This window comes from Shinella sp. S4-D37 (assembly GCF_040812195.1).
GTDB lineage: Bacteria > Pseudomonadota > Alphaproteobacteria > Rhizobiales > Rhizobiaceae > Shinella.
Map to the genome: position 1 here is coordinate 207,771 of NZ_JBFNXL010000002.1, position 23,494 is coordinate 231,264.

Sequence of the window (23,494 nt, forward strand, 5' to 3'; positions counted from 1 at the left end):
CGTACGGAACATCTAATCTCCATGAGAGTTCGCCCATTAGATTTATAGGCTGGAGATGACCATGACGGACGATGACCACCGGCCCTTTCCTCCCCAACCGGAGCAGCAGCAGTCTCCGCCGGGTCTGACGCATGAGATGAAGCCGATTCCTGACCACGGCGAGAAGAGTTACGCCGGGGCAGGGCGCCTCACTGGGAAAGTGGCGCTGATCACGGGCGCGGATTCTGGTATCGGCCGGGCAGTCGCCATCGCCTTCGCCCGCGAGGGCGCCGATATCGTGATTTCCTATTTGAGCGAGGAGCAGGACGCCAATGAGACCGCGCGCTGGGTCGAGGACGCGGGACGCAAAGCCATGGTCCTTCCAGGGGACATCACAAGCGAGGAACATTGCCGTCACCTCGTGCGTCAGTGTCTGGAAGCCTTCGGCCAGCTCGATATCCTCGTGAACAATGCCGCTTTTCAGCGGACTTATGCGGACATCGGTGATATCAGCACCGAGGAATGGGACCGGACGTTCCGGACCAATATCTATGCGCCGTTCTTCCTGGCCCGCGCGGCCATTCCGCACATGAAGCCCGGCAGCGCCATCATCAACACGACCTCTATCCAGTCTCGCCAGCCCTCGTCCCATCTTCTCGCCTACGCAGCGACGAAAGGGGCAATCTCGAACTTCACGGCAGGGCTCGCCGAAATGGTCGCCGACAAGGGAATTCGTGTGAACGCCGTCGCGCCGGGACCGATCTGGACGCCGCTCATTCCCTCGACCATGTCGCCCGAGAAAACGAAGGATTTCGGCAAGCAATCCCTCATTGGTCGCGCCGGCCAGCCGGCCGAACTCGCCGGGGCCTTCGTCCTGCTCGCCTCCGACCTCGGCAGCTACATGACGGGCGCGGTGATCCCCGTCACGGGCGGCGAGATCATGATCTGAGCCGGCTTGCCACCTCTGAATACGCATCGTCTCGCCACCTAACTGGAGCCTGCACATGAAATCCTTCCCGGGACTACGCCTGTCTGCCTGCGCTCTGTTGTTGACTCCACCGGCGGGCGCGCTTGCGCAGGTCAAGGGTGAGGTTGGCCGCGCATCGGACGTCGTCATCGAAGGCTCGATCCTTGAGCCTGAAAAAATTCAAATGACAGACGATGACAAGCTTACGGGCCTTATCAAGGCACCGGAAGGTTTCAAGGTCGAGGTTTTTGCGCGCGACCTTATCAATCCGCGTATGCTTGCCGTTTCGGATGCCGGTGTGCTCTACGCCACCCGCCGCTCTGTCGGCGATGTCGTCATGCTGAAAGACGGCGATGGCGATGGCGTAGCCGACGGCGCTGTAACGGTCTCCAGTCGGCCGGGAATGCACGGTATCGCCTTCGACGGAGACAAGGTCTTCCTCGTCACCATCCACGATGTCTATACGGCCGATGTCAACGACGACGGCACGTTCGGCCCTCTTACGCGCATCATCAACGATCTCCCGGATGCCGGCCAACATGCGAACCGCACGCTCGGCATCGGACCGGACGACATGCTCTACATCTCCTCGGGCAGCACCTGCAACGAATGCCAGGAGGACAACCCGGAGAACGCCGCGCTCTTGCGCGCCAGCAAGGACGGCAAGAGCCGCACGATCTTCGCCAGCGGCCTGAGAAACACCATCGGCTTCGACTGGGAGCCGACCACCGGCGCGCTTTATGGCGTCGACCATGGCATCGATTGGCTTGGCGACGAGGTGCAGATCGAGGAACTCAACGGTCTCGAGCAGGGAAAAAAGTACGGGTGGCCCTATGTCTATGGCAAGAGCGGCCTCAATCCACATATCGATCCGCCGGAAGGAATTTCTCTGGAAGACTGGGCGAGGCAGTCGACCGAGCCCTTGCTCGGATACACGCCGCACAGCGCGCCGATGCAGATGGCATTTTACGACGGCAATGCCTTCCCTGACGATTATCGTGGTGATGCCTTTGTGGCCATGCGCGGCTCCTGGAACCGCCGACCGCCGAGTGGGTACGAGGTGGTCCGCATCAATTTCGAGAATGGCAAGCCTGTCGCCTTCGAGCGCTTCCTCGAAGGCTTTCTCCTTCAGCAGGAAAGTGGGAAATACGGTTATCTCGGCCGCTTGACAGGCGTCGCCGTGAGTAAGGACGGAGCCCTTTTCGTTGCCGATGACAGCAACGGTATTGTCTATCGCGTGCGCTACGAAGGCAAGCCGCAGGGCTCGGCAAACGATACCAAGGCCATTCCCAACGTCGTTGCGGAAAAACCGGCGTCGAAAATAGCGATCGAGCTAGTTGAGGCAAAGGCCTCGAAGGTTCTTGCGGTTCGGAGCGCCTTTCCAGCGAACCAGTCCATACCGCTCCAGTATGCAGCCGACGGCGACAATGCCTCGCCAGCGCTGGACTGGGAGGGGTCCAAGGAAACGAAATCTTACGTCGTCGTCGTCGACGATCCCGATGCCGACAAGCCAAAACCGTTCACTCATTGGCTAGCCTATGACATTCCTGCTGACACCACGAAGCTTCACGAAGGCCTGCCCGGGACACCTATCCTTCAGTACCCCAAAGGCATGAAGCAGGGCGCAAACAGCATGGGGTCGATTGGTTATACCGGCCCGAAGCCGCCGACCGGCGATCCCGCGCATCACTACCATTTCCAGATATTCGCTCTCGATGTCGACACGCTCGGTATCGACCCGGGCGCGGCGCGCGAGGACGTCCTCAAGGCAATGAGTGGCCATGTTCTCTCGAAAGGAGAGATCGTCGGTACCTTCGAGCGCAAAGCAGCAGCGAACTAGGAAGGATAGAGCGATGAAAGCACTTACCTGGCACGGCAAAAGCGATGTTCGCTGTGAAAGCGTTCCCGATCCGAAGATCGAGAACGGGCGTGACGCCATCATAAAGGTGACGGCATGCGCGATCTGCGGGTCTGATCTCCACATCTTCGATGGCGTCATCCCCGGCATGGAACATGGCGACATCGTCGGTCATGAAACGATGGGCGAAGTCGTTGAAGTCGGATCGGACAACAAGGCCCTCAAAGTCGGCGACCGTGTCGTTGTGCCTTTCACCATCGCCTGCGGCGAATGCTTCTTCTGCAAGCGCGGACATTTCTCCGGCTGTGAGCGCTCGAACCCAAACCGCAAGAAGGCGGCGAAGCTCTGGGGCAACTCCCCAGCGGGGCTTTTTGGCTACTCTCACCTTCTTGGCGGGTTCAGCGGCGGACAGGCGGAGTATATGCGCGTGCCCTATGCGGACGTCGGTCCCATCAGGGTGCCGGACAGCCTGACCGACGAACAGGTTCTCTTCCTCTCCGACATCTTTCCCACCGGATACATGGCCGCTGAATTTTGCGATATCAAACCGGGCGATACGATTGCGGTCTGGGGCTGCGGCCCTGTCGGACAGATGGCGATCAAAAGCGCCTTACTTCTAGGCGCCGAGCGGGTAATCGCCATCGACACCGTGCCGGAACGCAAGGCACTGGCCGAGGCGAGCGGTGCGCTCGTGCTCGATTTCCGCGATGAAGACATCTACGACCGCATAATGGACCTGACCGCCGGCCGCGGAGCCGATGCCTGTATCGATGCGGTCGGCACGGAGCCAGACACCATGTCTGGCTTCGACGCAATTGTCGACCGGGTGAAAGTCGCCACCTTCATGGGGACGGACCGGCCGCATGTGCTGCGCCAAGCCATTCATTGTTGCCGCAACTTCGGCATCGTCTCGATCGTCGGCGTCTATGGCGGTTTCGTCGACAAGATCCCGATGGGCTCGGCCATCAACCGCGGCTTGACGTTCCGCATGGCTCAGACCCCGGTCCAGCACTATCTTCCCATCCTTCTGGAACGCATCGAGCGTGGGGATATCGATCCTTCTTTCGTTATCACCCACCGGGCCGGTCTCGAGGATGGGCCCGAGCTCTATAAGACATTCCGAGACAAAAAGGATGGCTGCATCAAGGTCGTGCTCAAGCCGTAGAGCCGAGTACGCGACGAGCAGCCGAAAACAAAGCGAGGAGAAGACCGATGACAGATATAGATCGACAGGAAGAAATTCGTCGGCGCGCCTACTGGATCTGGGAAGAGGAGGGATCTCCCGTAGGTGAGGACTTGCGCCACTGGACAATGGCGGAAGCGGAGTTCGATGCCTCGAATGAGGAATCTGGCGGAGCGAACGGCGCTGCGGAGACACCGATCGTGGAGATTTCGACCGGAACTGAGCCAGTGCGCAAGAACGTCAAACGCACTGAAGGACCGTGAAGCCGTGAACCACCTCGATCACGCGATCCTGATCGCCCATTCGGCACACGAAGGCCAGTCCGATAAGACCGGACGATCCTATTTTGAGCACTGCCGTCGCGTTGCCGCGGCCGTTGCAGACGAAACTGGTAAAGTCGTCGCCTATCTGCATGACGTGGTCGAGAAGGGTAAGGGATGGACATTGGATCGGCTGCGGGAGGAGGGCTTTCCTCCCGACATTGTCGGCGCGGTGGACGCGATGACCCGAAGAAGGGACGAAGAGTGGGAGACATTTGTTCGCCGGGCCGCTTCAAATCCTGTCGCCAACCCTGTGAAACGGGCGGATCTGGAGGACAATCTTTCGCAGGTGCAGACGATCGGCGAGGATGGTGAGAAATACCTGAATGCCCTTCGTATTGTTGCGGAACTGTAAAAGCCTTGTTGTGCTGACGGCTACCCGGAAACTGACGACAAAAATGCCTCCGTCGTCATGGAGTCCATTTGGGCGGTAAACCGGCTTTCGAGCAGCTTCATTGACGCGTCGTAGGTTTCATCCGTACCGCTGCAGACGGCATCGGTCAGAATGATCGTACGGTAGCCGAGATCGATGGCGCCCAGCGCCGTGGCGAGAACACAGACATCGGTCTCACCACCGGTGACGACCAGCGTTTCGACGTCCTGTCCCCTCAGAAATGCGTTGAGCCGTCCGTCGATCCAGGGAGAATATGTCCGCTTGTCGAAGACGATCGCGGGCGGCGTGAATGCGGCGAGCTCCGGGAGCAGGCCATACATCTCGGCCGGCAGGTGCTCGGCCGTCATCATCCACCACTTGTCGTAATAGGCGCGCCACATCCCCGACGCATCGGCGGGTTTTGCCGGCGGCAGGAAACGCGAGAAGATCGTGCGCTCCGGATGCTGGCCTGAAACCTCCTGCACCTGCGACGAGACCCGCTCCATCCACGATACCCTCCATGGCGTGTCTTCGGCGAACATGCGCTGCATGTCCACGCAGATATGTCGCCACTCGCCGTACATCTCCACTCCCATCCCATCGCACCGGGCGTCTTTCGCCGCGCAGCAGACGGGCGGAGAACCGTTCTCCGCCCGTTCCGGCTCATGCGGCCTTGGGTCTTGCCTTCGCGGTTGACCTTCGCCTCCGCAAGCTGCGTCAGGGCCTGATCGGTCTTGGTTTCCTCGGCGAGCGTCTGGTCGAGAAGCTTGGCGACGTCGTTCTTGCCAAGCTGCATGGCCCACGACTTCAAGGTGCCGTAGCGGGCGATTTCGTAGTGCTCGACGGCCTGAGCGGCGGCGAGAAGGCCTGCATCGAGCGCGGGCGAATCCTTGAATTCCTCGAGGATTTCCTGGCCTTCTTCAAGAATGCTGTCGATGGCCGGGCAGGTCTTGCCGCGCGCCGGCTTGCCGAGAAGCTCGAACACCTGCACGAGCCGTTCGACCTGGCCCTCGGTTTCCTGGAGGTGCTTGTCGAAGGCGGCCTTCAGGTCCTGTGCCTCGGCGCCGCGGATCATCTTCTTGAGGCCGGCAATGATCTTGCGCTCGGCATAATAGATATCCTTGATACCGTCGAGGAAAAGGTCTTCCATTGTCTTGGTTGGCATGGGTCTCTCCTGTTGTCGTGAATGTTTGCCAGAGTGGCGGGCGCGATCGCGCGGGGATTCAACCAGCCTTTCTGACCTTTGTTCCCCGCGCATACGGCAAAGAATGCCGCCGACTAAGCGGGCGGAATGGATACCTTGCCGAGCTTGACGGCGGGCTCACGTGCCCAAAGGCGCAGCTCGCCGAGTTCCGCGACGAAGGTCGAGAGGCCGTTTTCGCCAGGCAGTTCGATCACGCCTTCATCGAGCCTGTCAGCAATCCCGGCCACCTGCAGGAGCGGGAGGGCATCGGCGACGTGGCCAATGAACTTGCAGTGCTGGAAGGCATCGGCGACGAAGTCCCGCGCGGTCGCTTCTTGAAGAAGATCATCCATCGCCGCCTTGGCCGGCAGGAGCGCGACCGCGTCGAAAAGCACGGAGGGTCCGCCGTCGATCATGAACTGCACCGGCACCCATGAACCGTCGGACGCCGTCACGCCGCCGACTTTCGGAGCGATCAGGGCGACCTCCGCCTTCTCCGCCGCGATGGCGTCCTGGAGGCCGGTCAGAAGTTCGATATTGACGCCGTTCGAAGGCGGATCAGAACCCACCGTCCTGAAACAGCTCGGGCCGGGGCTTATCACCGGCGCAGCGGACGACGATCCCTCGGGGATCGCGACCTATTCGCAGGCTGGCGCGCAGTTTGGCTTCAATCTGTTCTGGTTGATGCTGCTGACCTATCCGCTGATGTCGGCGACCCAGATGATCAGCGGCCGTATCGGCCGGGTCACCGGCTGTGGGCTCGCCGCCAACCTGCGGACGATCTTGCCACGCTCAATGTTGCTCCTCCTTGTCGGCCTGCTGTTCGTCGCCAACGCGATCAATATCGGCGCCAACCTTTCCGCGATGGGCGCGTCGGCGGAACTCGAGAGGGGCTTCCGAGCATGCCGGTAACGATCCTCTTTGCGATCGTGTCGCTCGTTTTGCAGATGTTCGTGTCCTTCCTACCTGAAGTGGCTCACTATGGTGCTGCTTTCCTATGTCGCCGTGCTCTTCGTCGTGGAGATAGACTGGCTGGAGGCAGCCAAGGGCTTCGTCTTGCCTTCGCTTGAGCTGAACGGCGAGACATTCACGGTTATCGTCGCGATCCTCGGCACGACAATCAGTCCCTAACTGTTTTTCTGGCAGACCAGCCAGGAGGTGGAGGAGATCGACGGCAAGTATGAGGCGCAGCCGCTGCGGCAGGCGCCGCGCCAGGCAAAGCGGGAGTTGAAACGCGTCCGCATCGATACCTTCGCCGGCATGGCGATTTCCAACCTGGTCGCCATTGCCATCATTATGAGCACGGCGGCGACCCTACACGCGAGCGGAAAGACACATATCGGGACTGCTGCCGATGTGGCTGAGGCCCTGAAGCCCGTTGCCGGAAATTTCGCCTTCGCGCTGTTCAGCATCGGAATCATCGGAACCGGCTGCTTTCCTTTCCGGTGCTCGCGGGCTCGGCCGCCTATGCCGCGGAGTGCTTCGGCTGGGCCTGCAGCCTCGAAAGCCGGCCCAAAGAGGCATTCGGCTTCTACGGCGTGATCGCCATAGCCACGGTGCTCGGGCTAGCGATCGAGTTCCTTCCCATTGATCCCATCCGTGCACTCTTCTGGAGTGCTGTCATCAATGGCTTCGTCGCGGTCCCGATCATGGTCGGCATGATGATGGTCGTCAGCCGCCACGCGCGCATGGGGCAGTTCATCGCCCGCCCGGTACTTGTCTTTACGGGATGGATGGCGACGGCTGTGATGGCGGTCGCGGCGGCGGCGATGCTAATCTATCGGTAACGCCACAATGACCGGGAGGGTTGGATGGGCTCCGGCTAATTGAAAGAACCGGCCGCGGCTACGGCCTGTCTTCTTGATATTGCTCGGCGCCTTCGACAGGCCGAAGCCAGGGTTCGCGGCGCTTGATCCACAGTTCGTACGTGGGAGTGAGGAGCGTCGGCGCATCGGACAGGATGCCGAGCTTGACCTCTGCTTCGCGCGTGTCGAGGGAGAAGACACGCGCCCCGCAATGAGCGCAAAAGCACCGGCCGGAAAAGCTGGCGGTCTTTCCCTTATATTCGAACTTTCCAGCAGGCCAGATCCCGAAAAACGTGAAGGCCGAGCCACTCTCCTGCCGGCAATCGGTGCAATGGCAGATGCCGACCCGGTCGGGAGCGCCCCACACTGTTATCCGTACCTGTCCGCAAAGACACGATCCAGTGAGGAGCGTCATTTCGGTTGCCTATCTGTGTGGCGGTCATCTGTGCCGCGCGGTAGCTTCTTCTCGGAGGCTTCCGGGTGGGTGCCGTCCGACACGTTGCCGGGATGTGGGTCTGAGACCTCCTCGCCGCCTGTTCGGCGTGGCCGCTCACGGCCTGGGTGTTCGACCTCCGGATTTTTACTCGTCTTGGTCATGGTTGTCTCCCTTCACGACCGGTCGGGTTGGCGTTCGTCGAAACCGACGTCCCAGTCCTTCTCGTGCTTCTTGCCAGGGGGATCGGGGTGCGCGGTGGCATCCTCGGAGCCGGTGACGACCGTCGGCTTCGCGCTTGCGACGCCATCTGCGGACCGGTCGGCTTGCGAAGGGGCGAACTGGCCGGCGGCGTCGCGCCTGGGGCCTGTCGACCCTTTTGCGGATCTGTGCGACTTCATTGGAATTTCCTCCATGAACAAGCGGGGAATGGCGCTGGCTAGTCGTCCAGGTCTTCGGCCATCTTCAGGTGGTGTTCGAGGGCCGGAAGCGTCTTTGCCGCCCATGCCTTCAGGTCGGCGTTTTCACCTTCCGAAGCATAACGCTTGAAGACATCGCCGGCGTCCTCATGGGCATCTTCCTGATCGTCCTGATAAGCATCGTCGAACTCCTTGCCCGAGACATCCTTGAGCTCGTCAAACGATTTCTTCTGCGCGTCGGACATTCCTGTGGCAGCAGGCGCCGTCACCTTGCCGCCGTCGATCAGGCCCTTCAGTTCGCTCGTCGTCTTCTCATGAGCGTCAATCATTTGTTGCGCGAAGGCCTTCGTCGCGGCGTTACCCTTCTGCAGCGCGAGCTTGCTCGACTCGATCTCGAAGATATCGCTCATCGAGACTTCCTTTACGAAATCCTCTGTTTTGGGAGGAATGCTCAAGGCGGAGTTGACGCCTGTCGTTTCGGCGGTCGACTGGGCGAAGGCGGCGGACGAGATCAGGAACAAGGCGAGAGTAGCAGGTATCGTTTTCATGGCGGGTCTCCTTTGGTGCTGAACCTCGCAGCAGGCCGGTTGTTCCCGTGCGCCTCCCCAGAAGGAGCCTATTGTTCGCTGCTCTGCCTCTCGTCTGCGGTTACTCCAAGCGCGGGCGACGAAGGCACGCCGAACCAGCGCCGTGCCGGAGTCGAGCAAGGGATGGCCGATGGCGCTTCACCTCCATGAGGTCCATCATACGTGGGCATGAAAAAATCAGGAGGCGCGCTTGCCTTTTCCGTCGGCGAGGCTCTTGCGCAGCGCGGCCAGCAGATCGTCTGGTTTGGAGACCTTGACCTCCTTGCGCTTCGGCAGGGCCTTGCCTTCGATTTTCGCCTTCACCAGTTCAGCGACCGCCGTCTCATAGCGATCGTCGAACGCGGCCGGGTCGAAGGTCCCCTTCTTGGTGGCGATGATATGCTTGGCAAGATTGAGCATTTCGCCCTTGATGCGCAGCTTCGGTATCTCGTCGAACGCCTTTTCAGAGGAGCGGACCTCATAGTCATATTGCATGGTCGTGGCGATCAGGCCCTTGCCGTGGGTACGGTGTTGATTTTCGGCATGGTTTGAGCCAAATTTTCAATTCACCTAATCCGCCATCGGGCTAAAATTACGCATACTGTACAACCGTTTAGGAGGTATAAGATGGAGCGGCGCCAAGTGGAAACACGGATCAAGCCCTGCCGAAAATCAACATGTTAGCCCCGCTATCCACGCGAAAGCGTGCTAAACCATCGCCAAAATGCTCAGCCCTTGTAACGGCTCGGCAATACGCCCTTCACTTCGCGGAAGGCCTTGCTGAAATGGCTGAGATTGTCGAAGCCGACGGCATAGGCGGCTTCGGTGACGCTTGAACCAGACGAGAGCAGGGTTGCGGCTGCGTCAAGCCGCGTCGTTCGCAGGTAGGCGTGAACTGAGGTGCCGATCGCAAGGCGGAAGCCTTCCTTGAGGCGGCGTTCGTTCAACCCCACCTCGCGGGAAAGGCGCGCGATCGTCCAGTTGGCGTTATAGTGGTGCTCGATTAGGGCGATGGCGGCATGAAGCCGTTTCAGTTCCTCTTCGCCGAGAGGTTTGAGCGGGGTGTCGCCGGTCCAGCGTGTCACCGCATCGAGGCCGATGCCGACGGCCTCGATCGCCTTGCTGTAAAGATAGGCGCGGCGAGCCAAGCCTTCTCCGAAGCGGCATTGCAGCACGCTTGCGGCTACGTTCAGGAGTTCGGGCGGCGCCTTGAAGCCGATCAGAAAGATGTCCTCGTCAGGAAGGCTGTTTTCAGTGATCACGGCACCGCCGAGGCGAGCGAGCGAGATGCCGCCGAGCTTTTCGAGCAGGGGTTTTTCCAAGCGGATGTCCACAACGCTCAGGCGGCGGCCGCCTTCGACATGGTTCTCGCCACGGGTGACGCGGTCGCAGGCGAAGAAGACGGCGGCCCCGGGCTGAACACGGAAGGGCTTGGCACCATCGACGGACAGCGTACCCTCGCCATCGAGAAATACGGAAAGTGAGAACGTGGCCGGACCTTCGGGCCGAAAAACCAGATCTTCCGGCGGCGTCACGTCGATCGTGTAGATGGTCACGTCATCGCCGGGCTGCTCGACCCGCGTCGCCTCGCGCCAGCCGAGCTGGTCGATTTCCGCATCAACACAATTCTTCCAGTTGATCAGGTTCTCTGCCGCGGCGATCTCTCCCGTTCCGTTCATCGAGGTCTTCGTGAGATTCATCGGTCCCGTCCTTGGGCAGGCTTTTTAGTCCGGATTCCGTCAATTCGCGTCCGGAAAACGTTAGCCTTTGCATTTGTTAACTGGAATAGGGAAGTCAAGTTTATTTCGCAGGCATCGGGGATTCAATATGTTGCGCGGCAGAAAAATGGCTTTGACGGCGTCGGTATGCCTGCTGGTGTTTTCCTGTACGGATTCACCTGCACAGGAGGCAGGCGGTGAGACGGTTCTGGAGACGATCACCGTCACGGCCACCAAGCGCGAGCAGGAGATCGGCAAGGTCGATGCCTCCATCACGGTCGTCACGGGTGACGAGCTTGCCGAGCGAGGCATCCGCACGGTCGATGATCTCCAGAAGGTCTTTCCCGGCGTCAGCATGGGCAATCGCGGCAACCGCGTCTATTCCAACGTGACGGTGCGCGGTATTTCCTCGCCGGACTATTTCAATCCGACCGTGCAGGTCTATGTCGATGGTGTGCCGCAATTGCCCTCGACCTTCGCGCAGATGCTGACCGATGTGGAACGCGTCGAATTGCTGCGCGGGCCGCAGGGCACGCTTTACGGCGCAAATGCCTATGGCGGTGTGATCAACATCATCACCAGAAAGAAGGATGCCAACCGTTTCTACGTCGAAACCAATGTCTCGCTGGACGAACCATCGGTTGAAATCGGCGGAACGGCGGTGCTCGTGCCGGAAACGCTCTATTTCGATTATGCCGGCAGTTTCCGCCACTTCTCCGGCGATATCGATAATGCGACGACCGGCAAGAGTGACATCAATACGTCCAACAACGGTTATGGCAGAGCCACGCTGCGCTATGCGCCGGCCGGCGGAGATTTCGACGCGGCGATCAGCTATGCGAAGGAAAGGCTGCTCTCCCATGAGGAACTCTATTCCTTCCAAGCCGATGTGGACGACCGGATTTATCGCAGCGGTCTCTATGGCGATATTCCCGACCTTCGCCGCGATGTGACCACCCTTTCCGGCCAGTGGAATTACCGTTTCGGCGATTTCACGCTGTCCGGCATCACCGGCTATCAGAAAAGCGATGTGGAACGTGACTTTTCCGCCGGTGCCGGCAGCCGCTATCAGTGGCCACAGGATGATGAGACGGTCTCGCAGGAATTGCGTCTGAGCTATGAAGGCGACCTGTTCAGCGGCGTTGCTGGCCTGTGGTACAGCCACAACGATTTCATGGGCTGGAAAAGCGCCATCGCGCCGTACTACGGAGCGTCGACCAACAATGTCACGACTGACAGTGCAGCGGCGTTCGGCGAGGTTATCTGGCACGCGACCGACCGGCTGGACCTGACCGGCGGATTGCGCGCCACCTACGACCGTTCGAGTATCGATGCGTTCCGCGCCGACACATATGGCATGGGGATGGGATTCGATTTCGAGCGCGATGCCGATTTCACCAGCCTTCAGCCGAAATTCGCGGCCGGCTATCAGTTGACGCCCGATGTGCGGGTGTTCGGTGTGATCTCGCGCGGCTACAAGCCTGGTGGCTTCAACCACAGCATTTCCTCGTCCATCGATGCGGCATCCTACGATCCGGAATCGAACTGGAACTTCGAGGCAGGCTTCAAGTCCACGCTTCTCGACGGCGATCTGGATCTTTCGGCAAGCGTCTATCACATCCGTTCTTCCGACAAGCAGATTTATGTCGGTATGATCGGCCAGCAGTTCATCCGTAATGTCGGCGAGTCCACCAGCACCGGCATCGAACTGGAGGCGGCATGGCGCGCCACTGAAAAGCTGACGCTGACCGGCAACGCCGCCTTCGGGCGCTCGAAGTTCACCGATTTTACCGATCCCTATACCGGCACTTCCTTTGACGGAAACCGCATTCCCTACGCGCCAGACATCACCGCGCATGTGAACGTTGCCTATGTGCTGACCGACAACCTGTTCGACGGCACGCTGACGGCGAATGCGGCGGCCAACGTCTATTCGAAGACGTGGTTCGACGAGGCCAATACCACGGGTCAGCCGGGTTACGCGACCTTCGATGCCAGCCTCGACTTTGCGAAGGCGGACGGGTTTTCTGCCAGGCTCTACGTCCAGAATATTGCCGACAAGTCCTACAAGACGTCTGGCTACGTGAACGGTGCATATGAACTCGGCACGCTGGGCAAGGGCCGCACCTTCGGTCTGACGCTGCGCAAGGAATTCTGACCCAAATGAGCGCGCCTCACGCCCCGTCCCTGCCGCGCCTCCTGCTCGCGGCAGGCGGCATCTACACCGCGCAAAGCCTCGTCGGCGGATTGACGTTCCTCGGCGTTCCCGCCGTGTTGCGAGCCGAAAACGTCTCGCTCGACCGGATCGGTCTCGTATCGCTCGCCATGCTGGTCTGGGCCCTGAAATTTCTCTGGGCGGCGCCCGTCGAACGCTGGCGCCTGGGCATTGACGGCAGGCGCCGTTCGCGGGCCTTGATCCTTGCCGGTGAGGCCGTTGTCGTGCTGGCCCTTGTCGCCTTCGGCTTGGCCGTGGGTATGGATTTTTCGATCCTCCTTGGCCTTCTGGTCCTTATGGCGCTGGCATCGGCTACGGTGGACATCGCCTGCGATGCCTTCCTGATCGAACGGTTTCCTGACGAAAAGCGCGGGCTTGCCAATGTTGCGCAGGTGGGCGGCGGCTATCTCGGCATGATCTTCGGCAGCGGCCTGTTCGTTGCAGCCTATGCGGCGTTTGGCTGGATGGTTGCATCCTTCCTTCTCGCCGTGCTCGTTCTTCTGTTTTCGGTGCCCATGGCGACGGTCCGTGAAGCTGACGTCATGCCGCTCGCACCGTCGTCCCCTACACCCGGACTGCTGAACGGATTGCGCCGGCGCGAAATCCGCATCGGTATCGCCATGACGATTGCGTTCGAACTAGGCGGGCGTCTGGCGCAGGCGCTGGCCGGGCCGTTTCTCGTCGACGCCGGCCTGCCGCTCGCCACGCTCGGCCTGTTGAACGGCGCCGGCGGCGTGGCTGCCGGGCTTGCCGGTACCGCGTTCGGCGGCGCGCTTGCCCATCGGTTCGGTGCGGAACGCGCGATGTTTGCCGTCTCCTGCCTTCATGTCCTTTCGCTCGTCGCGCTGGCCAGTGCGGTTGTGCTGGCGTCCGATCACCTTTCCCTTCTCGTCGGCCTGTTCGTCATCGAAAGTGCCGTCATGGCAGCCGGGTTCGTCACCAGCTACGCACGGTTGATGGCCCTTGCCTCGCCATCGCAACCGGGTGTCGATTTCACGCTATTCCAGTGCGCCAGCGCCATCGCCGCCGCGATCTGCGGCATGGGCGGCGCAATGCTGGCGTCGCGGGCCGGCTATGCCGCGACCTTCGCTCTGGCTGCATTGCTGACCGTCCTCGTGCCGCCATTGCTTTTCCTGTTCGAACATCGCCTGAAGAAAGGGATTTCATCATGACCAGACCGCTTGCCGTGATCGTCGGCGCGGGTGTCGCCGGCCTTGCCGCTGCCTGGTGGCTGGACAAGGTCGGCTGGCGCTCACTGGTTGTCGAGCGCGCTCCAGGGCTCAGGCAGAACGGCTACATGCTCGGCCTTTCCGGCCCTGGTTTCGAGACTGTCGGCCGGATGGGCCTGCTCGACAAGCTTGAGGCCGCTTCCTATCGGATCGACGAGAACGTCTACAGGGACAGTAGCGGCCGCGAGTTGCTGCGGCTGCGCTATCGCGATTTTATTCGCGATCTTCCCTATCTCGCCATTCGCAGGAACGACCTCGTGCAGGCGCTGGCCGAAAGCCTGTCCGACACCGCCGAAATCCGTTTCGGCGAAACGGTCACGGGTTTCGAGGACAAGGGCACCCATGTCGATGTCGCCCTGGAATGCGGTGAGACGGTGAAGGCCGATCTGCTGATCGGTGCCGATGGCTTTCGTTCGTACACAAGGCAGACGCTGTTCGGGCCGGATGGCGATTGTCTTCAGCCGCTGGGCTACTATTTCTCGGTCTATGACGTCGATGCCCCGAAGCAATTCGAGACTGATTTCGTATCCTATGCCGAGCCGGGGCATCTCGCGGAATATTATGCGCTGCATGACGGGCGTCTCGCCGCCATGCATGTCTGGCGGGATCCACGCAGCGGGCTGGAGCGGTCTGACGACAAGGCGACGCTTCTCAAAAGCATCAGTGTCGGCAGCCATCCGCAGGTCCGTGCGCTGCTTGATCAGGCCGATGGCGCGGGCGATCCCATCATCGTGGACAGCCTCACCATGATCGACCTGCCACGATGGTCGAAGGGCAGGGTGCTGCTTCTGGGCGATGCCGCCCATTGTCTCACACTTGTATCGGGACAAGGCGCCGGCATGGCGCTCGCCTCGGCGGAAATGTTGGGCGAGGCATTGAGGGTTAGTGATGATCCGGTGACGGCGCTTGGGCGGCACGAGGCACGTCTGCGGCCTATCATCGGCCGGCTTCAGGCGAGAAGTCGCAAGATGGCGGCGATCTTCATTCCGCAAAGCCCCTTCGCCTTTCACCTGCGCAATTTCGTGATGCGCAACATGCCACGCGCCTGGCTTGGCCGTTACTTCAGCAGCGCCATTCGCGCGGAAATCGAGCTGGTGCGAATGCGGTAGGATTGAATAAGCGTGCCGACCCTGGAATTCTGTTCGGTGACGGTCTGCCGTCGTGGTCGGCCGAATCGTACCTTCTCATGGATAGAAACGGTGGCATAGGGTGACCGACGCGGCGGGAACAGGAAGGGTGCTCATGGGGAGGCTCCATTCAGGTGAAGGGGCCAGGATCGTCCGCCAAGGACAGACGACGCTCCATCAGCACACGACGATCACCTCATTCCGCAGACGGCCAAGCCGCCGCCCATCCCGCGCGAGCGGGTTCGTTCTCCCACCCCATGTCGAGTCGTTCCGGGGCGCGGCGGGCGCGGGCGGTGAACCGTCAGGATTCGACCTCATTGCGGTCGTTCATGGTATGAAGCGACGGCTCCGAAAGCAGGCGTTCCGAATGCCGCCGCCTCGGATGAATACGCCGGACCAGGAGCCGAAAAGTATCCCGGCCGGTCAGCTCGGAAAGTGCTCGACATGAGTTTCAGCGGTGCGGCCGAAATAGACGACCGGCGGCTCAGAAAGGACACGAGATAGCCGGCGCAGCCAGCAGCCTTCACCTTCTCCGAGAAGGCGACATAACTGTAGTCGAAGGGATTGCCCTGTGCCCACCATACCAGACGCTCGATCTCGCCTGCATCGAAAGCGGGAAGGACCTTCCCGGCGGAGGGCTGCATCTCAAGTACCATGCTGTCGCCATCGGGTAGATAGAATGATTGGCTATTGCGGCGATAATCGACGGCATATTCAAGAGCAGATCCCGAGAGCATCGCGGCCGCAGCCGCGATCGGCTACGATCGGTCGTTTTAGCGCGTGGAGGAACTGCGCGACGTTCTGACACCGATCTCATCATTCCTGGCACCGACTTCCATCATCCGCGGCGGGTTGCGGAGGATCTAGCCCGCGTAATGCCGAATGCCGAGCTGGCGTCGATCTCTTTCGACGCGAGTATCCGAGATGCCCAAGATATGGCGGACAAGCTCATGGAGCCTATCAATTCATTTTTGTGCCTGCTTGGTTCCACCTAAAAACGATTCATGTATTCTCAGTAGACGCGCCTGCGAAGATCGTATTCATCATTGCCTTCGTACTCGCGATGAATTCGCTGCTGCCAGTGATCGACATTCCGCTTGGTGCTTTCGGTGCTTATAGTTACAGACTGACCTGCGTGGTCCGTTCGCGGAGCGTCGTTTGGATAGCACGGCCGGTCCGGCCGGAGTATGCGGAAGACAGGCCGCCACCTTGGGCGGCTGCACCGGGGTCTACAGGAATCCCTCGATATAGGTTCGCGCATCGGTCGATGTAGCTGGCGCCCGTCAGCACGGCTGCGATGGCTCCGAAGTGCCGGGCGTTGCATGACTCTGAAAAGGATGACGAGGACTCCTCAATCTGACATAAGCAGATCGAGCTGCTCTCTTCCGAGCGCCACAGCCAGCAGTTGTCGTGTCACCAAAGGCCTGAGAAATGACGGAGACCAAACCGCGACGACCGAGATTCAGCCGCGAATTGCCGGCGGTACGCCGCCGGATGCTGATCGAAGCCGCAACGCGATGCCTTTCGCGAGGCGGGATTACGGCGTTGACGACCGACAACATCCGCAAGGAGGCGAAGGTCTCCATCGGTCTCGTTGCGCATCATTTCTCCGGCAAGGATGAAATACTGGCCGAGGTTTATCGGGCTTCCCTTTACGATGACATTCATCAACAGATTGTCGAGGCTCGCATGAACCGCGCCAATGCTGACGAAAGCACTCCGGAACAGCGGCTGTGCGCCCTTATCCAGGCCCAGTTCTCGGAAAAGCATTTCTCCAAGGCCAATCTCCATATCTGGCTTTCGCTCTGGGGCGAGATCGCCAAGAACGAGGCCCTTAGAATTCAGCACAGCCAGCTTTGGCGCGAATATCGCGAGGCGCTTCAGCTAGAAATAGCAGCGCTTGCAGATGAACGTGGGCGCGGCGTCAACTCAGGGCAGCTTGCGATGAACTTCATCGCCCTTTTTGACGGACTGTGGCTGGAGTGGTGTCTCGACCCGACCGCGGTATCTCAGTCTGACGCGGTTGATGGATGTTATGCGCTTTTGGAAGTGCAACTGGGTCCCTTGAGCCGTCTCGAACTCAATCGGGATCGGTGGTCGCCGCAATCGGCCGGCTCAAGGTCTCAGAACGGCGAAATCCTCGGGACTCCTTACGGTCCGTCAACCGAACGGCAGTCACAACTCCCCTGACATGGCCAGTAAGCCATCGGGCGCTCAAGAGTCGTTGGTCAAAAGGCAATCGATGCAGGGTCTATAATCGCGACGGCAGTTGTTGGTTTCGTCGATAGGATAACGCTCGAAATCGTCACTCACTTCCAGGAATCCGGGCGTCGTCGTTTGACATGACCCGATCTCCAAATCATCGGCACGTTTCCAGAAACGGCCGCCGCCGACAGGCGCGGCCTCTTTCATGCACTCGCCGAAATTTAATTCTTGTTGAAAGAATTTTCAATAAGAGATAGCTTCCCTTATCGAGGCGGAAAATCCGTCGAGGGAGGTGGGTAATGGCTTCTTACGAGCATGGAGACGGCGAGGCCCAAGACGGTAGCCCTTCCCATCCGCAATGCGATCGCGCCACCATGCGAGAAGAAGCTGCGCAATGGTGATGGACGGATGCTACTCCGCCGCAGATGATGAGACGACATCAGGTCTCGATCTTGCTCGTATCGATTGCAAAATGACGGCCGGAGATCGACTTTCCGGTGCGACCGCCGGTCGCGAGACGATCATTGAAGCAGACAATCTGGAAAAGTGGTTTGGCGAGCACAAGGTTCTCGACGGCGTCTCACTCGCAGCAAGCCGTGGGGATGTCATTGCCATCGTTGGATCAAGCGGCTCGGGAAAATCGACGCTGCTGCGATGCATGAACCTTCTCGAAACGCCCGATGCCGGATCGCTCAGGTTTCGTGGAGAGCAGATAGCCTTCGACGGCGCGCCGCACGAACGCGCCGGACGTAAGCAGGTCGAGCGCCTGCGGTCACAGGTCGGAATGGTCTTCCAGGCGTTCAATCTCTGGGATCACCGGACGGTTCTCGAAAACCTCATGGAAGGCCCCCGTTTCGTTCTCGGCCTGCCCAAGCGCGAGGCCGCCGATCGGGCGCGCGCATATCTCGCAAAGGTCGGCCTTTCCGGAAAGGAGAACGCCTATCCGGCGCATTTGTCGGGCGGCCAGCAACAGCGTGTCGCGATCGCTCGCGCGCTCGCGATGGACCCGCATGCCATCCTGTTTGACGAGCCGACATCGGCGCTTGATCCGGAGCTCGTCGGTGAGGTTCTCAGGGTGATGCGCCAGCTGGCGGCTGAAGGCACCACCATGGTGATCGTTACGCACGAGATGGCCTTCGCGAGGGACGTCGCCAGCCAGCTTGTCTTTTTGCAGGGCGGGAGGATAGCCGCGCAAGGTGCGCCGCACGATCTGTTCGGCGGCGGCGCGCCTCAACGTCTCCGGGACTTCCTCAGCGGTGGCGGGGAGCGAGCCCCATGACGCTCACACTCCTCTCGTTTGGCTCGGAAGGATGGGGCAGCACGCTTCTGATCGGCGCGCTGATGACCATCGCTGTGGCTGTGAGCTCATTTGCGTTCGGTCTCGTCCCGGGTGCGCTTACCGCCATGGCTTCGAGATCGCGGCACGTTTCGCTGCGGGCACTCGCTCTCGTCTACACCACGCTCGTTCGCGGCATCCCGGAACTGCTTGTGATCTACCTTTTCTTCTTCGGCACCAGTTCCATGATCATGGCGGTCGTCAGGCGGACGTTTGGCTATGGCGGTTATATCGAGGTCAACGCGTTCGCCATCGGCGTTCTATCCGTCGGCCTTATTTCAGGAGCTTACTCCGCGGAGGTGATCCGAGGCGCGATCGCGAGCGTCCCAAAGGGTCAGATAGAGGCGGCGATGGCTTTGGGACTCAAGAGATGGGTCATCGTTTCACGGATCCTGTTTCCACAGGCGCTAAGGGTTGCTTTGCCTGGCCTGAACAACGTCTGGCAGACGACGCTAAAGGATACCTCTCTGATATCGGTCACAGGACTGGCCGAAATCATGAGAAGCGCGAACATGGCCGCGGGCGTGACGCATGAGCCATTCACGTTCTATTTTGCTGCAGCCCTGATTTATCTTCTATTCACGTGGGGCTCCGCGCGTCTCTTCGCCCGTGCCGAAATCTTCTCCGGACGGGGTCTGAAGGAGGCGCGGCCATGAACTTCCAGATGATCCTGGAAAGCTTCCCGACGCTTCTGGAAGGCGTGCGGCTCACGCTGGAACTGGCGTTGCTGAGCGTCTCCACCGGCCTGGTGCTGGCAATCGGGCTGACCGCCGCACGCCAGTCGCGCTTCGTTGCACTCCAACTGCTGGCAAAGGGGTATGTCTTCGTCTTCCGCGGCACGCCGCTGCTGGTGCAGCTCTTCCTGGTCTATTACGGGCTTTCCCAGTTCGATGCGGTCCGGACAAGCATCTTCTGGGTCGTATTGCGGGATCCATTCTGGTGCTCGACGATAGCGCTGGCCCTCAACACGGCTGCCTATGTGAGCGAAATAATGAGAGGCGGCGTCCTTTCCGTGCCGTCGGGGCACATCGAGGCTGCCCACGCCATCGGAATGTCGCGGCTGGCGATCATGCGACGCGTGGTGATCCCGGTGGCGGCGCGGCAGGCGCTGCCTGCCTACGGGAACGAGCTGATCCTCATGATCAAGGCGACGTCGCTCGCGAGCACGGTCACGCTTATCGAGGTAACCGGGATCGCCAGGCAGATCATTTCCCGCACCTATGCCGTCTTCGAAGTCTTTATCGCGGCGGGGGTGATCTACCTGTTCATCAACGTGGTCGCGGTGGTTGCTGTGCATCTTGCCGACGCATGGCTGCATCCTGAACGGAGGCGACCATCGAACGCCATGCCCGGCGCATTCGGCGCGTCCTCGGCACAAGAGACGTAGTCAGGACACCGAACTTTAACTCAGCACAAGAAGGGGAATAAAAGAAATGGCAAGATCTTGGATTATTTCACTGGCGTTGATAGGGCCGCTGCTTGGCCTGACTCCTGCTGTGGCTCAGGAAACGTTGCCGGACCCGGTGCGGATCGGCATCGAAGGCGCTTACCCGCCGTTCAATTTCGTCGATACGAACGGCAAGGTCCAAGGCTTCGACGTCGATATCATGAATGCGATCTGCGCGGCGGAAAAGATCCGGTGCGAATTCGTGATACAGGACTGGGACGGGATCATTCCGGGCCTCCAGGTCGGAAAATACGACGTCATCATCGGCCTCGGGATCACGGAGGAGCGAAAGAAGGCCGTCGATTTCACCGACAAGTATTGGGCGACAGAAAACCGTTTTGTCGGCAGGAAAGGCAAGCAATGGGACTATACCCCCGAAGGGCTGAAGGATGTCGTGATCGGGCTTCAGGGGGGCGCCTGGCAGGAAGCCTACGTCAAGGGGGAACTGCCGGAATCCGTCATGAGAACCTACCAGACGCTCGAACAGGGCTATTTGGATATGGAGGCCGGCCGGGTCGATCTGGTTTTCTCCGACACGATCCTTCTTTTCGATTTCCTCAACTCCAATCGGGGCAAGGACTACGAATTCAAAGGTCCGGAATATGACGATCCGAGATATTTCGGCCCCGGTGTCGGAATGGGCATTCGCAAGGGTGAGAACCTCTTGCGCGACACTATCAGCGCCGGCATTCACAAGGTGCGCGCGAGCGGTGAATACAAGACGATAAACGACAAGTATTTCCCGTTTGATATCTATGGGGAATGAAGAGGACGTTCGTCCCAAGGCCGGTACCATCCGGCCTTGGGACATCCTCTCGAAATGCGCCGCGAAAACGTGGCTTCCCCAACTCTCCCGCAACAATGCGGCATCGCCGCTTCAAGCTGTTCGTGCTCCCGCGGCGAACCCCGGCAAGGGTTTGACGCCGAAACTGGGAGGCGTCGAATATTTCCGGGAAATATCTGCCTGATCAGGGCGACTGATTGTCGATCAACGTCGAGTACATGAAATGCAAAACGCCCCTTCTTACAAGTCACAGTCCGGCTGGAATGCGCTGCTGCCGCAGCGTCGCAACCGGGAGGACGAGACGACAACCCGACGTTTTCGCACCGCCGTCGTCGGCGCGGGTTACACCGGATTGGCGGCCGCACGTCGTCTCGCCGAACTTGCGCCCGGGGAGGAAGTGCTCCTTCTGGATTCGTCGACTATAGGTGAAGGTGCTTCAGGACGGAACTCCGGATTTCTTCTTGTCAATCCGGGTGAACCAAGTGCCAATGCCGCCGGATTTGCAAAGGAGTGGGCGACGCGGCAGATGGGGCTGGCGCAAGCGGGCCTGGATTGGCTCCGTTCGCTGGTGAGCGAACATTCCATAGATTGCGACTGGGATGAAATCACGCCCGCTATAACCGCTGCGGCCACGCCGTCGGTCGAAAAATCGGTTCGCCAGACGCGCGAGACCTATCGCGCATGGGATCTGAACCCCGAGGAGTACTCCCGGCCTGAGCTTTCCCGGATGCTTGGGACCGAGTATTACAGATACGCGATACGGTCCCTGACCCGGGCCCTGGTCCAGCCGGCGGCCCTGCATCGCGGCCTCGCGGACGCGTTGCCTGCGGCCGTAAAGCTGAGAGAAAACACCACCGTCCAATCTTTAAGCGACAACGCTCCCTTTCGTATCCAAACGAACCGTGGCGAGTTTGTCGCAGACCGGGTTTTCGTAACCAACAATCTGCATGCGAGATCTCTCGGAATCGCCCGTAATCGGATGATCGGGATCTACACCTACGGCGCACTCACGCCCCAACTCGGTGATGATCAACTCGCATTGCTGGGCGCCGAGGACTCATGGGGTGTCCTTCCGGGGCATCGCATGGGAACCACAATGCGGAAGACGAAGCGGCGCCTCCTCATTCGAAGTGGTGATTCCTATGAGAAGGAGCTCGGCACTGCAGACGCTCGCAGGATGCTGGCGAAACTCTACCGTCGCAGATTCCCGCGAATGCGCAGCCATGAATTCGAGCATGTGTGGGGCGGCGTCACGGCGATCACCCACAATGACAACTATTTCTTCGGACAGGTCAAACCGGGGATGTATGCATCCGTCGGATGCGGAGGGGCGGGGGTTCTCAAGGGGACCATTCAAGGCAAGCTCCTGGCCGAACAAGCCAGCGGTTTGCGCTCTTCTCTCCTGAGTGATCGTCTTGAGCTCGGAACGCCAACCTGGCTTCCTCCGGAACCGCTCAGACGCATCGGGGCGACCTTGCAGATAGCCTTCGAACAGTGGCAGGCGGGGAGGGAGCGCTGATGGACTATGAACGATTTCGACATTCCCGGCAGCGCCGATCCGGAGCATCGTCATGAGCACAATCGAACGATCCCCCGCACTGCAAGGCTTTCTCGACGCGGTGAAACACGCCGTTGAAACGGGTGCGCCGCGTCCGGAGACGCAAGCTTGCCTGAGGCGCATATTTGCAGCGCTTGCGACGCCAAAACCGGAAACAATTGGCGATGGCGCCCGCCTGCCGGCGTGCGACTTTCTCGATGCCGCGTTGGAGCCGGCAATTCGCCGAGGAGGCCCGCTAAAGCAAGTAGCTCTTGGAATAGCTGGCCTGGCGCCTCTCCTGTCATGGGACAGGCGGGAAGGTGCCGCGCCAACGGCAAGCGAGTCCTTCAGAGACGGGCACGCCAATACCATGATTGTCGGTCCTGAGGGAATTGAGGATCGTCGCGATGTCTGGGTGGGTCTCTCGCTTCTGGCACCGGATGTGCGGTATCCGGATCACAATCATTCACCTGAGGAGATTTACCTCGTTCTCACCGATGGGCGCTTTCGCCACGGGGATGATGACTGGGAAACACCGGGGATCGGCGGCACATTCCATAACAAACCCGGAATTGTGCATGCGATGGCTTCCTCCGGTCATTCTCCGTTCTTGGCTGTCTGGTGCTTGTTCGACCCCAGAGCGACGTGATGAACCTATCTGTGGCGATTTCGATGAACGCAGACGCGCTGGGCACTGCATGGTTCATTGTTAGTTGCGATTTACGAAAAGGAGGGAGTGCTTCAGGAGCCGGGAAGGGGAAGCGGTGCAGCATTCCGACGCAGGGCGAGCACAGTGCCTGGAGGTGCGCG

At 60.2% G+C, this 23,494-nt stretch carries 25 protein-coding genes and 3 pseudogenes; 17 read left to right on the top strand and 11 right to left on the bottom strand.

The window, feature by feature from the left end; genetic code table 11:
- The first annotated feature begins 61 nt into the window (after nucleotides 1-61).
- From AB3G45_RS02930 to AB3G45_RS02950, 5 genes are read left to right on the top strand one after another with little or no spacing between them, the layout of a single operon-like run.
- The gene (locus AB3G45_RS02930; RefSeq protein ID WP_367829335.1) at nucleotides 62-928 is read left to right on the top strand and encodes an SDR family oxidoreductase; all 867 of its coding nucleotides are present in this window, start codon (nucleotides 62-64) and stop codon (nucleotides 926-928) included.
- A gap of 55 nt (nucleotides 929-983) precedes the next feature.
- Entirely contained in the window at nucleotides 984-2,786 is a 1,803-nt protein-coding gene (locus AB3G45_RS02935) for a YbhB/YbcL family Raf kinase inhibitor-like protein (RefSeq protein ID WP_367829159.1), read from the top strand.
- Nucleotides 2,787-2,799: 13 nt separating this feature from the next.
- A complete protein-coding gene (locus AB3G45_RS02940) occupies nucleotides 2,800-3,969 on the top strand; it encodes a zinc-dependent alcohol dehydrogenase (protein ID WP_367829160.1) in 1,170 nt (389 codons plus the stop codon).
- Between the two features lie 47 nt (nucleotides 3,970-4,016).
- Entirely contained in the window at nucleotides 4,017-4,250 is a 234-nt protein-coding gene (locus tag AB3G45_RS02945; protein ID WP_367829161.1) for a DUF2934 domain-containing protein, read from the top strand.
- Between the two features lie 4 nt (nucleotides 4,251-4,254).
- Nucleotides 4,255-4,662: an HD domain-containing protein gene (locus AB3G45_RS02950; protein ID WP_367829162.1), complete on the top strand. Its 408-nt coding sequence runs from the start codon at nucleotides 4,255-4,257 to the stop codon at nucleotides 4,660-4,662.
- Between the two features lie 20 nt (nucleotides 4,663-4,682).
- Here the strand turns inward: AB3G45_RS02950 and AB3G45_RS02955 are convergent, their stop codons facing one another.
- From AB3G45_RS02955 to AB3G45_RS02965, 3 genes and pseudogenes are all read right to left on the bottom strand, one after another.
- Nucleotides 4,683-5,270, bottom strand: a complete 588-nt coding sequence (locus AB3G45_RS02955; RefSeq protein ID WP_367829163.1) for a cysteine hydrolase family protein — start codon at nucleotides 5,268-5,270, stop codon at nucleotides 4,683-4,685.
- 101 nt (nucleotides 5,271-5,371) lie between these two features.
- Nucleotides 5,372-5,845: pseudogene (locus AB3G45_RS02960) on the bottom strand (ferritin-like domain-containing protein); the annotation flags it as partial.
- Nucleotides 5,846-5,958: 113 nt separating this feature from the next.
- Entirely contained in the window at nucleotides 5,959-6,465 is a 507-nt protein-coding gene (locus AB3G45_RS02965; RefSeq protein ID WP_367829164.1) for a hypothetical protein, read from the bottom strand.
- An 82-nt stretch (nucleotides 6,466-6,547) separates the two neighbouring features.
- Between AB3G45_RS02965 and AB3G45_RS02970 the strand changes: the two are divergent.
- Nucleotides 6,548-7,405, top strand: a pseudogene (locus AB3G45_RS02970) (divalent metal cation transporter).
- Nucleotides 7,309-7,650, top strand: a complete 342-nt coding sequence (locus tag AB3G45_RS02975; protein ID WP_367829165.1) for a divalent metal cation transporter — start codon at nucleotides 7,309-7,311, stop codon at nucleotides 7,648-7,650. Before AB3G45_RS02970 ends, AB3G45_RS02975 begins: the two are co-directional and overlap by 97 nt.
- A 58-nt stretch (nucleotides 7,651-7,708) precedes the next feature.
- Here AB3G45_RS02975 and AB3G45_RS02980 read toward each other — a convergent pair whose 3' ends face one another.
- From AB3G45_RS02980 to AB3G45_RS03005, 6 genes and pseudogenes are all read right to left on the bottom strand, one after another.
- A complete protein-coding gene (locus AB3G45_RS02980; protein WP_367829166.1) occupies nucleotides 7,709-8,083 on the bottom strand; it encodes a GFA family protein in 375 nt (124 codons plus the stop codon).
- Nucleotides 8,080-8,265 carry a hypothetical protein gene (locus AB3G45_RS02985; RefSeq protein ID WP_367829167.1) on the bottom strand — a complete coding sequence of 62 codons (186 nt, stop codon included), beginning with the start codon at nucleotides 8,263-8,265 and terminating at the stop codon, nucleotides 8,080-8,082. Before AB3G45_RS02985 ends, AB3G45_RS02980 begins: the two co-directional genes overlap by 4 nt.
- A 12-nt stretch (nucleotides 8,266-8,277) precedes the next feature.
- The gene (locus AB3G45_RS02990) at nucleotides 8,278-8,502 is read right to left on the bottom strand and encodes a hypothetical protein (RefSeq protein ID WP_367829168.1); all 225 of its coding nucleotides are present in this window, start codon (nucleotides 8,500-8,502) and stop codon (nucleotides 8,278-8,280) included.
- A gap of 38 nt (nucleotides 8,503-8,540) precedes the next feature.
- A complete protein-coding gene (locus AB3G45_RS02995) occupies nucleotides 8,541-9,068 on the bottom strand; it encodes a DUF4142 domain-containing protein (protein ID WP_367829169.1) in 528 nt (175 codons plus the stop codon).
- 249 nt (nucleotides 9,069-9,317) lie between these two features.
- Nucleotides 9,318-9,608, bottom strand: a pseudogene (locus AB3G45_RS03000) (Ku protein); the annotation flags it as partial.
- 206 nt (nucleotides 9,609-9,814) lie between these two features.
- A complete protein-coding gene (locus tag AB3G45_RS03005; protein ID WP_367829170.1) occupies nucleotides 9,815-10,642 on the bottom strand; it encodes a helix-turn-helix transcriptional regulator in 828 nt (275 codons plus the stop codon).
- A 271-nt stretch (nucleotides 10,643-10,913) separates the two neighbouring features.
- Between AB3G45_RS03005 and AB3G45_RS03010 the strand changes: the two genes are divergently transcribed.
- From AB3G45_RS03010 to AB3G45_RS03020, 3 genes are read left to right on the top strand one after another with little or no spacing between them, the layout of a single operon-like run.
- Entirely contained in the window at nucleotides 10,914-12,962 is a 2,049-nt protein-coding gene (locus AB3G45_RS03010; RefSeq protein ID WP_367829171.1) for a TonB-dependent receptor, read from the top strand.
- A gap of 5 nt (nucleotides 12,963-12,967) precedes the next feature.
- The gene (locus AB3G45_RS03015) at nucleotides 12,968-14,191 is read left to right on the top strand and encodes an MFS transporter (protein ID WP_367829172.1); all 1,224 of its coding nucleotides are present in this window, start codon (nucleotides 12,968-12,970) and stop codon (nucleotides 14,189-14,191) included.
- Between the two features lie 14 nt (nucleotides 14,192-14,205).
- Nucleotides 14,206-15,357, top strand: coding sequence for an FAD-dependent monooxygenase (locus tag AB3G45_RS03020; RefSeq protein WP_367829173.1), 1,152 nt, complete (start codon nucleotides 14,206-14,208; stop codon nucleotides 15,355-15,357).
- 332 nt (nucleotides 15,358-15,689) lie between these two features.
- On the opposite strand, the gene AB3G45_RS03025 is transcribed toward AB3G45_RS03020, so the two are convergent.
- Nucleotides 15,690-16,031: a hypothetical protein gene (locus AB3G45_RS03025; protein ID WP_367829174.1), complete on the bottom strand. Its 342-nt coding sequence runs from the start codon at nucleotides 16,029-16,031 to the stop codon at nucleotides 15,690-15,692.
- 775 nt (nucleotides 16,032-16,806) lie between these two features.
- Here AB3G45_RS03025 and AB3G45_RS03030 point away from each other — a divergent pair.
- On the top strand, nucleotides 16,807-17,565 hold the full coding sequence (locus AB3G45_RS03030; protein ID WP_367829175.1) for a TetR family transcriptional regulator C-terminal domain-containing protein: 759 nt from the start codon (nucleotides 16,807-16,809) through the stop codon (nucleotides 17,563-17,565).
- A gap of 24 nt (nucleotides 17,566-17,589) precedes the next feature.
- Here AB3G45_RS03030 and AB3G45_RS03035 read toward each other — a convergent pair whose 3' ends face one another.
- A complete protein-coding gene (locus tag AB3G45_RS03035) occupies nucleotides 17,590-17,787 on the bottom strand; it encodes a hypothetical protein (protein ID WP_367829176.1) in 198 nt (65 codons plus the stop codon).
- Nucleotides 17,788-18,052: 265 nt separating this feature from the next.
- Here AB3G45_RS03035 and AB3G45_RS03040 point away from each other — a divergent pair, with 265 nt between their 5' ends.
- From AB3G45_RS03040 to AB3G45_RS03065, 6 genes are all read left to right on the top strand, one after another.
- Complete coding sequence (locus AB3G45_RS03040) at nucleotides 18,053-18,859, top strand: ATP-binding cassette domain-containing protein (protein ID WP_367829336.1); 807 nt, start codon at nucleotides 18,053-18,055, stop codon at nucleotides 18,857-18,859.
- Nucleotides 18,856-19,572 carry an ABC transporter permease gene (locus AB3G45_RS03045; RefSeq protein WP_367829177.1) on the top strand — a complete coding sequence of 239 codons (717 nt, stop codon included), beginning with the start codon at nucleotides 18,856-18,858 and terminating at the stop codon, nucleotides 19,570-19,572. The genes AB3G45_RS03040 and AB3G45_RS03045 overlap by 4 nt, the downstream gene beginning before the upstream one ends.
- Nucleotides 19,569-20,303 (top strand): ABC transporter permease, encoded by a 735-nt coding sequence (locus tag AB3G45_RS03050; protein ID WP_367829178.1) that lies wholly within the window; start codon nucleotides 19,569-19,571, stop codon nucleotides 20,301-20,303. The genes AB3G45_RS03045 and AB3G45_RS03050 overlap by 4 nt, the downstream gene beginning before the upstream one ends.
- 46 nt (nucleotides 20,304-20,349) lie before the next feature.
- Nucleotides 20,350-21,129, top strand: coding sequence for a transporter substrate-binding domain-containing protein (locus AB3G45_RS03055; protein ID WP_367829179.1), 780 nt, complete (start codon nucleotides 20,350-20,352; stop codon nucleotides 21,127-21,129).
- A 241-nt stretch (nucleotides 21,130-21,370) separates the two neighbouring features.
- Nucleotides 21,371-22,666: an NAD(P)/FAD-dependent oxidoreductase gene (locus AB3G45_RS03060; RefSeq protein WP_367829180.1), complete on the top strand. Its 1,296-nt coding sequence runs from the start codon at nucleotides 21,371-21,373 to the stop codon at nucleotides 22,664-22,666.
- A 52-nt stretch (nucleotides 22,667-22,718) separates the two neighbouring features.
- Nucleotides 22,719-23,333, top strand: coding sequence for a dimethylsulfonioproprionate lyase family protein (locus tag AB3G45_RS03065; RefSeq protein ID WP_367829181.1), 615 nt, complete (start codon nucleotides 22,719-22,721; stop codon nucleotides 23,331-23,333).
- Nucleotides 23,334-23,494: the final 161 nt, after the last annotated feature.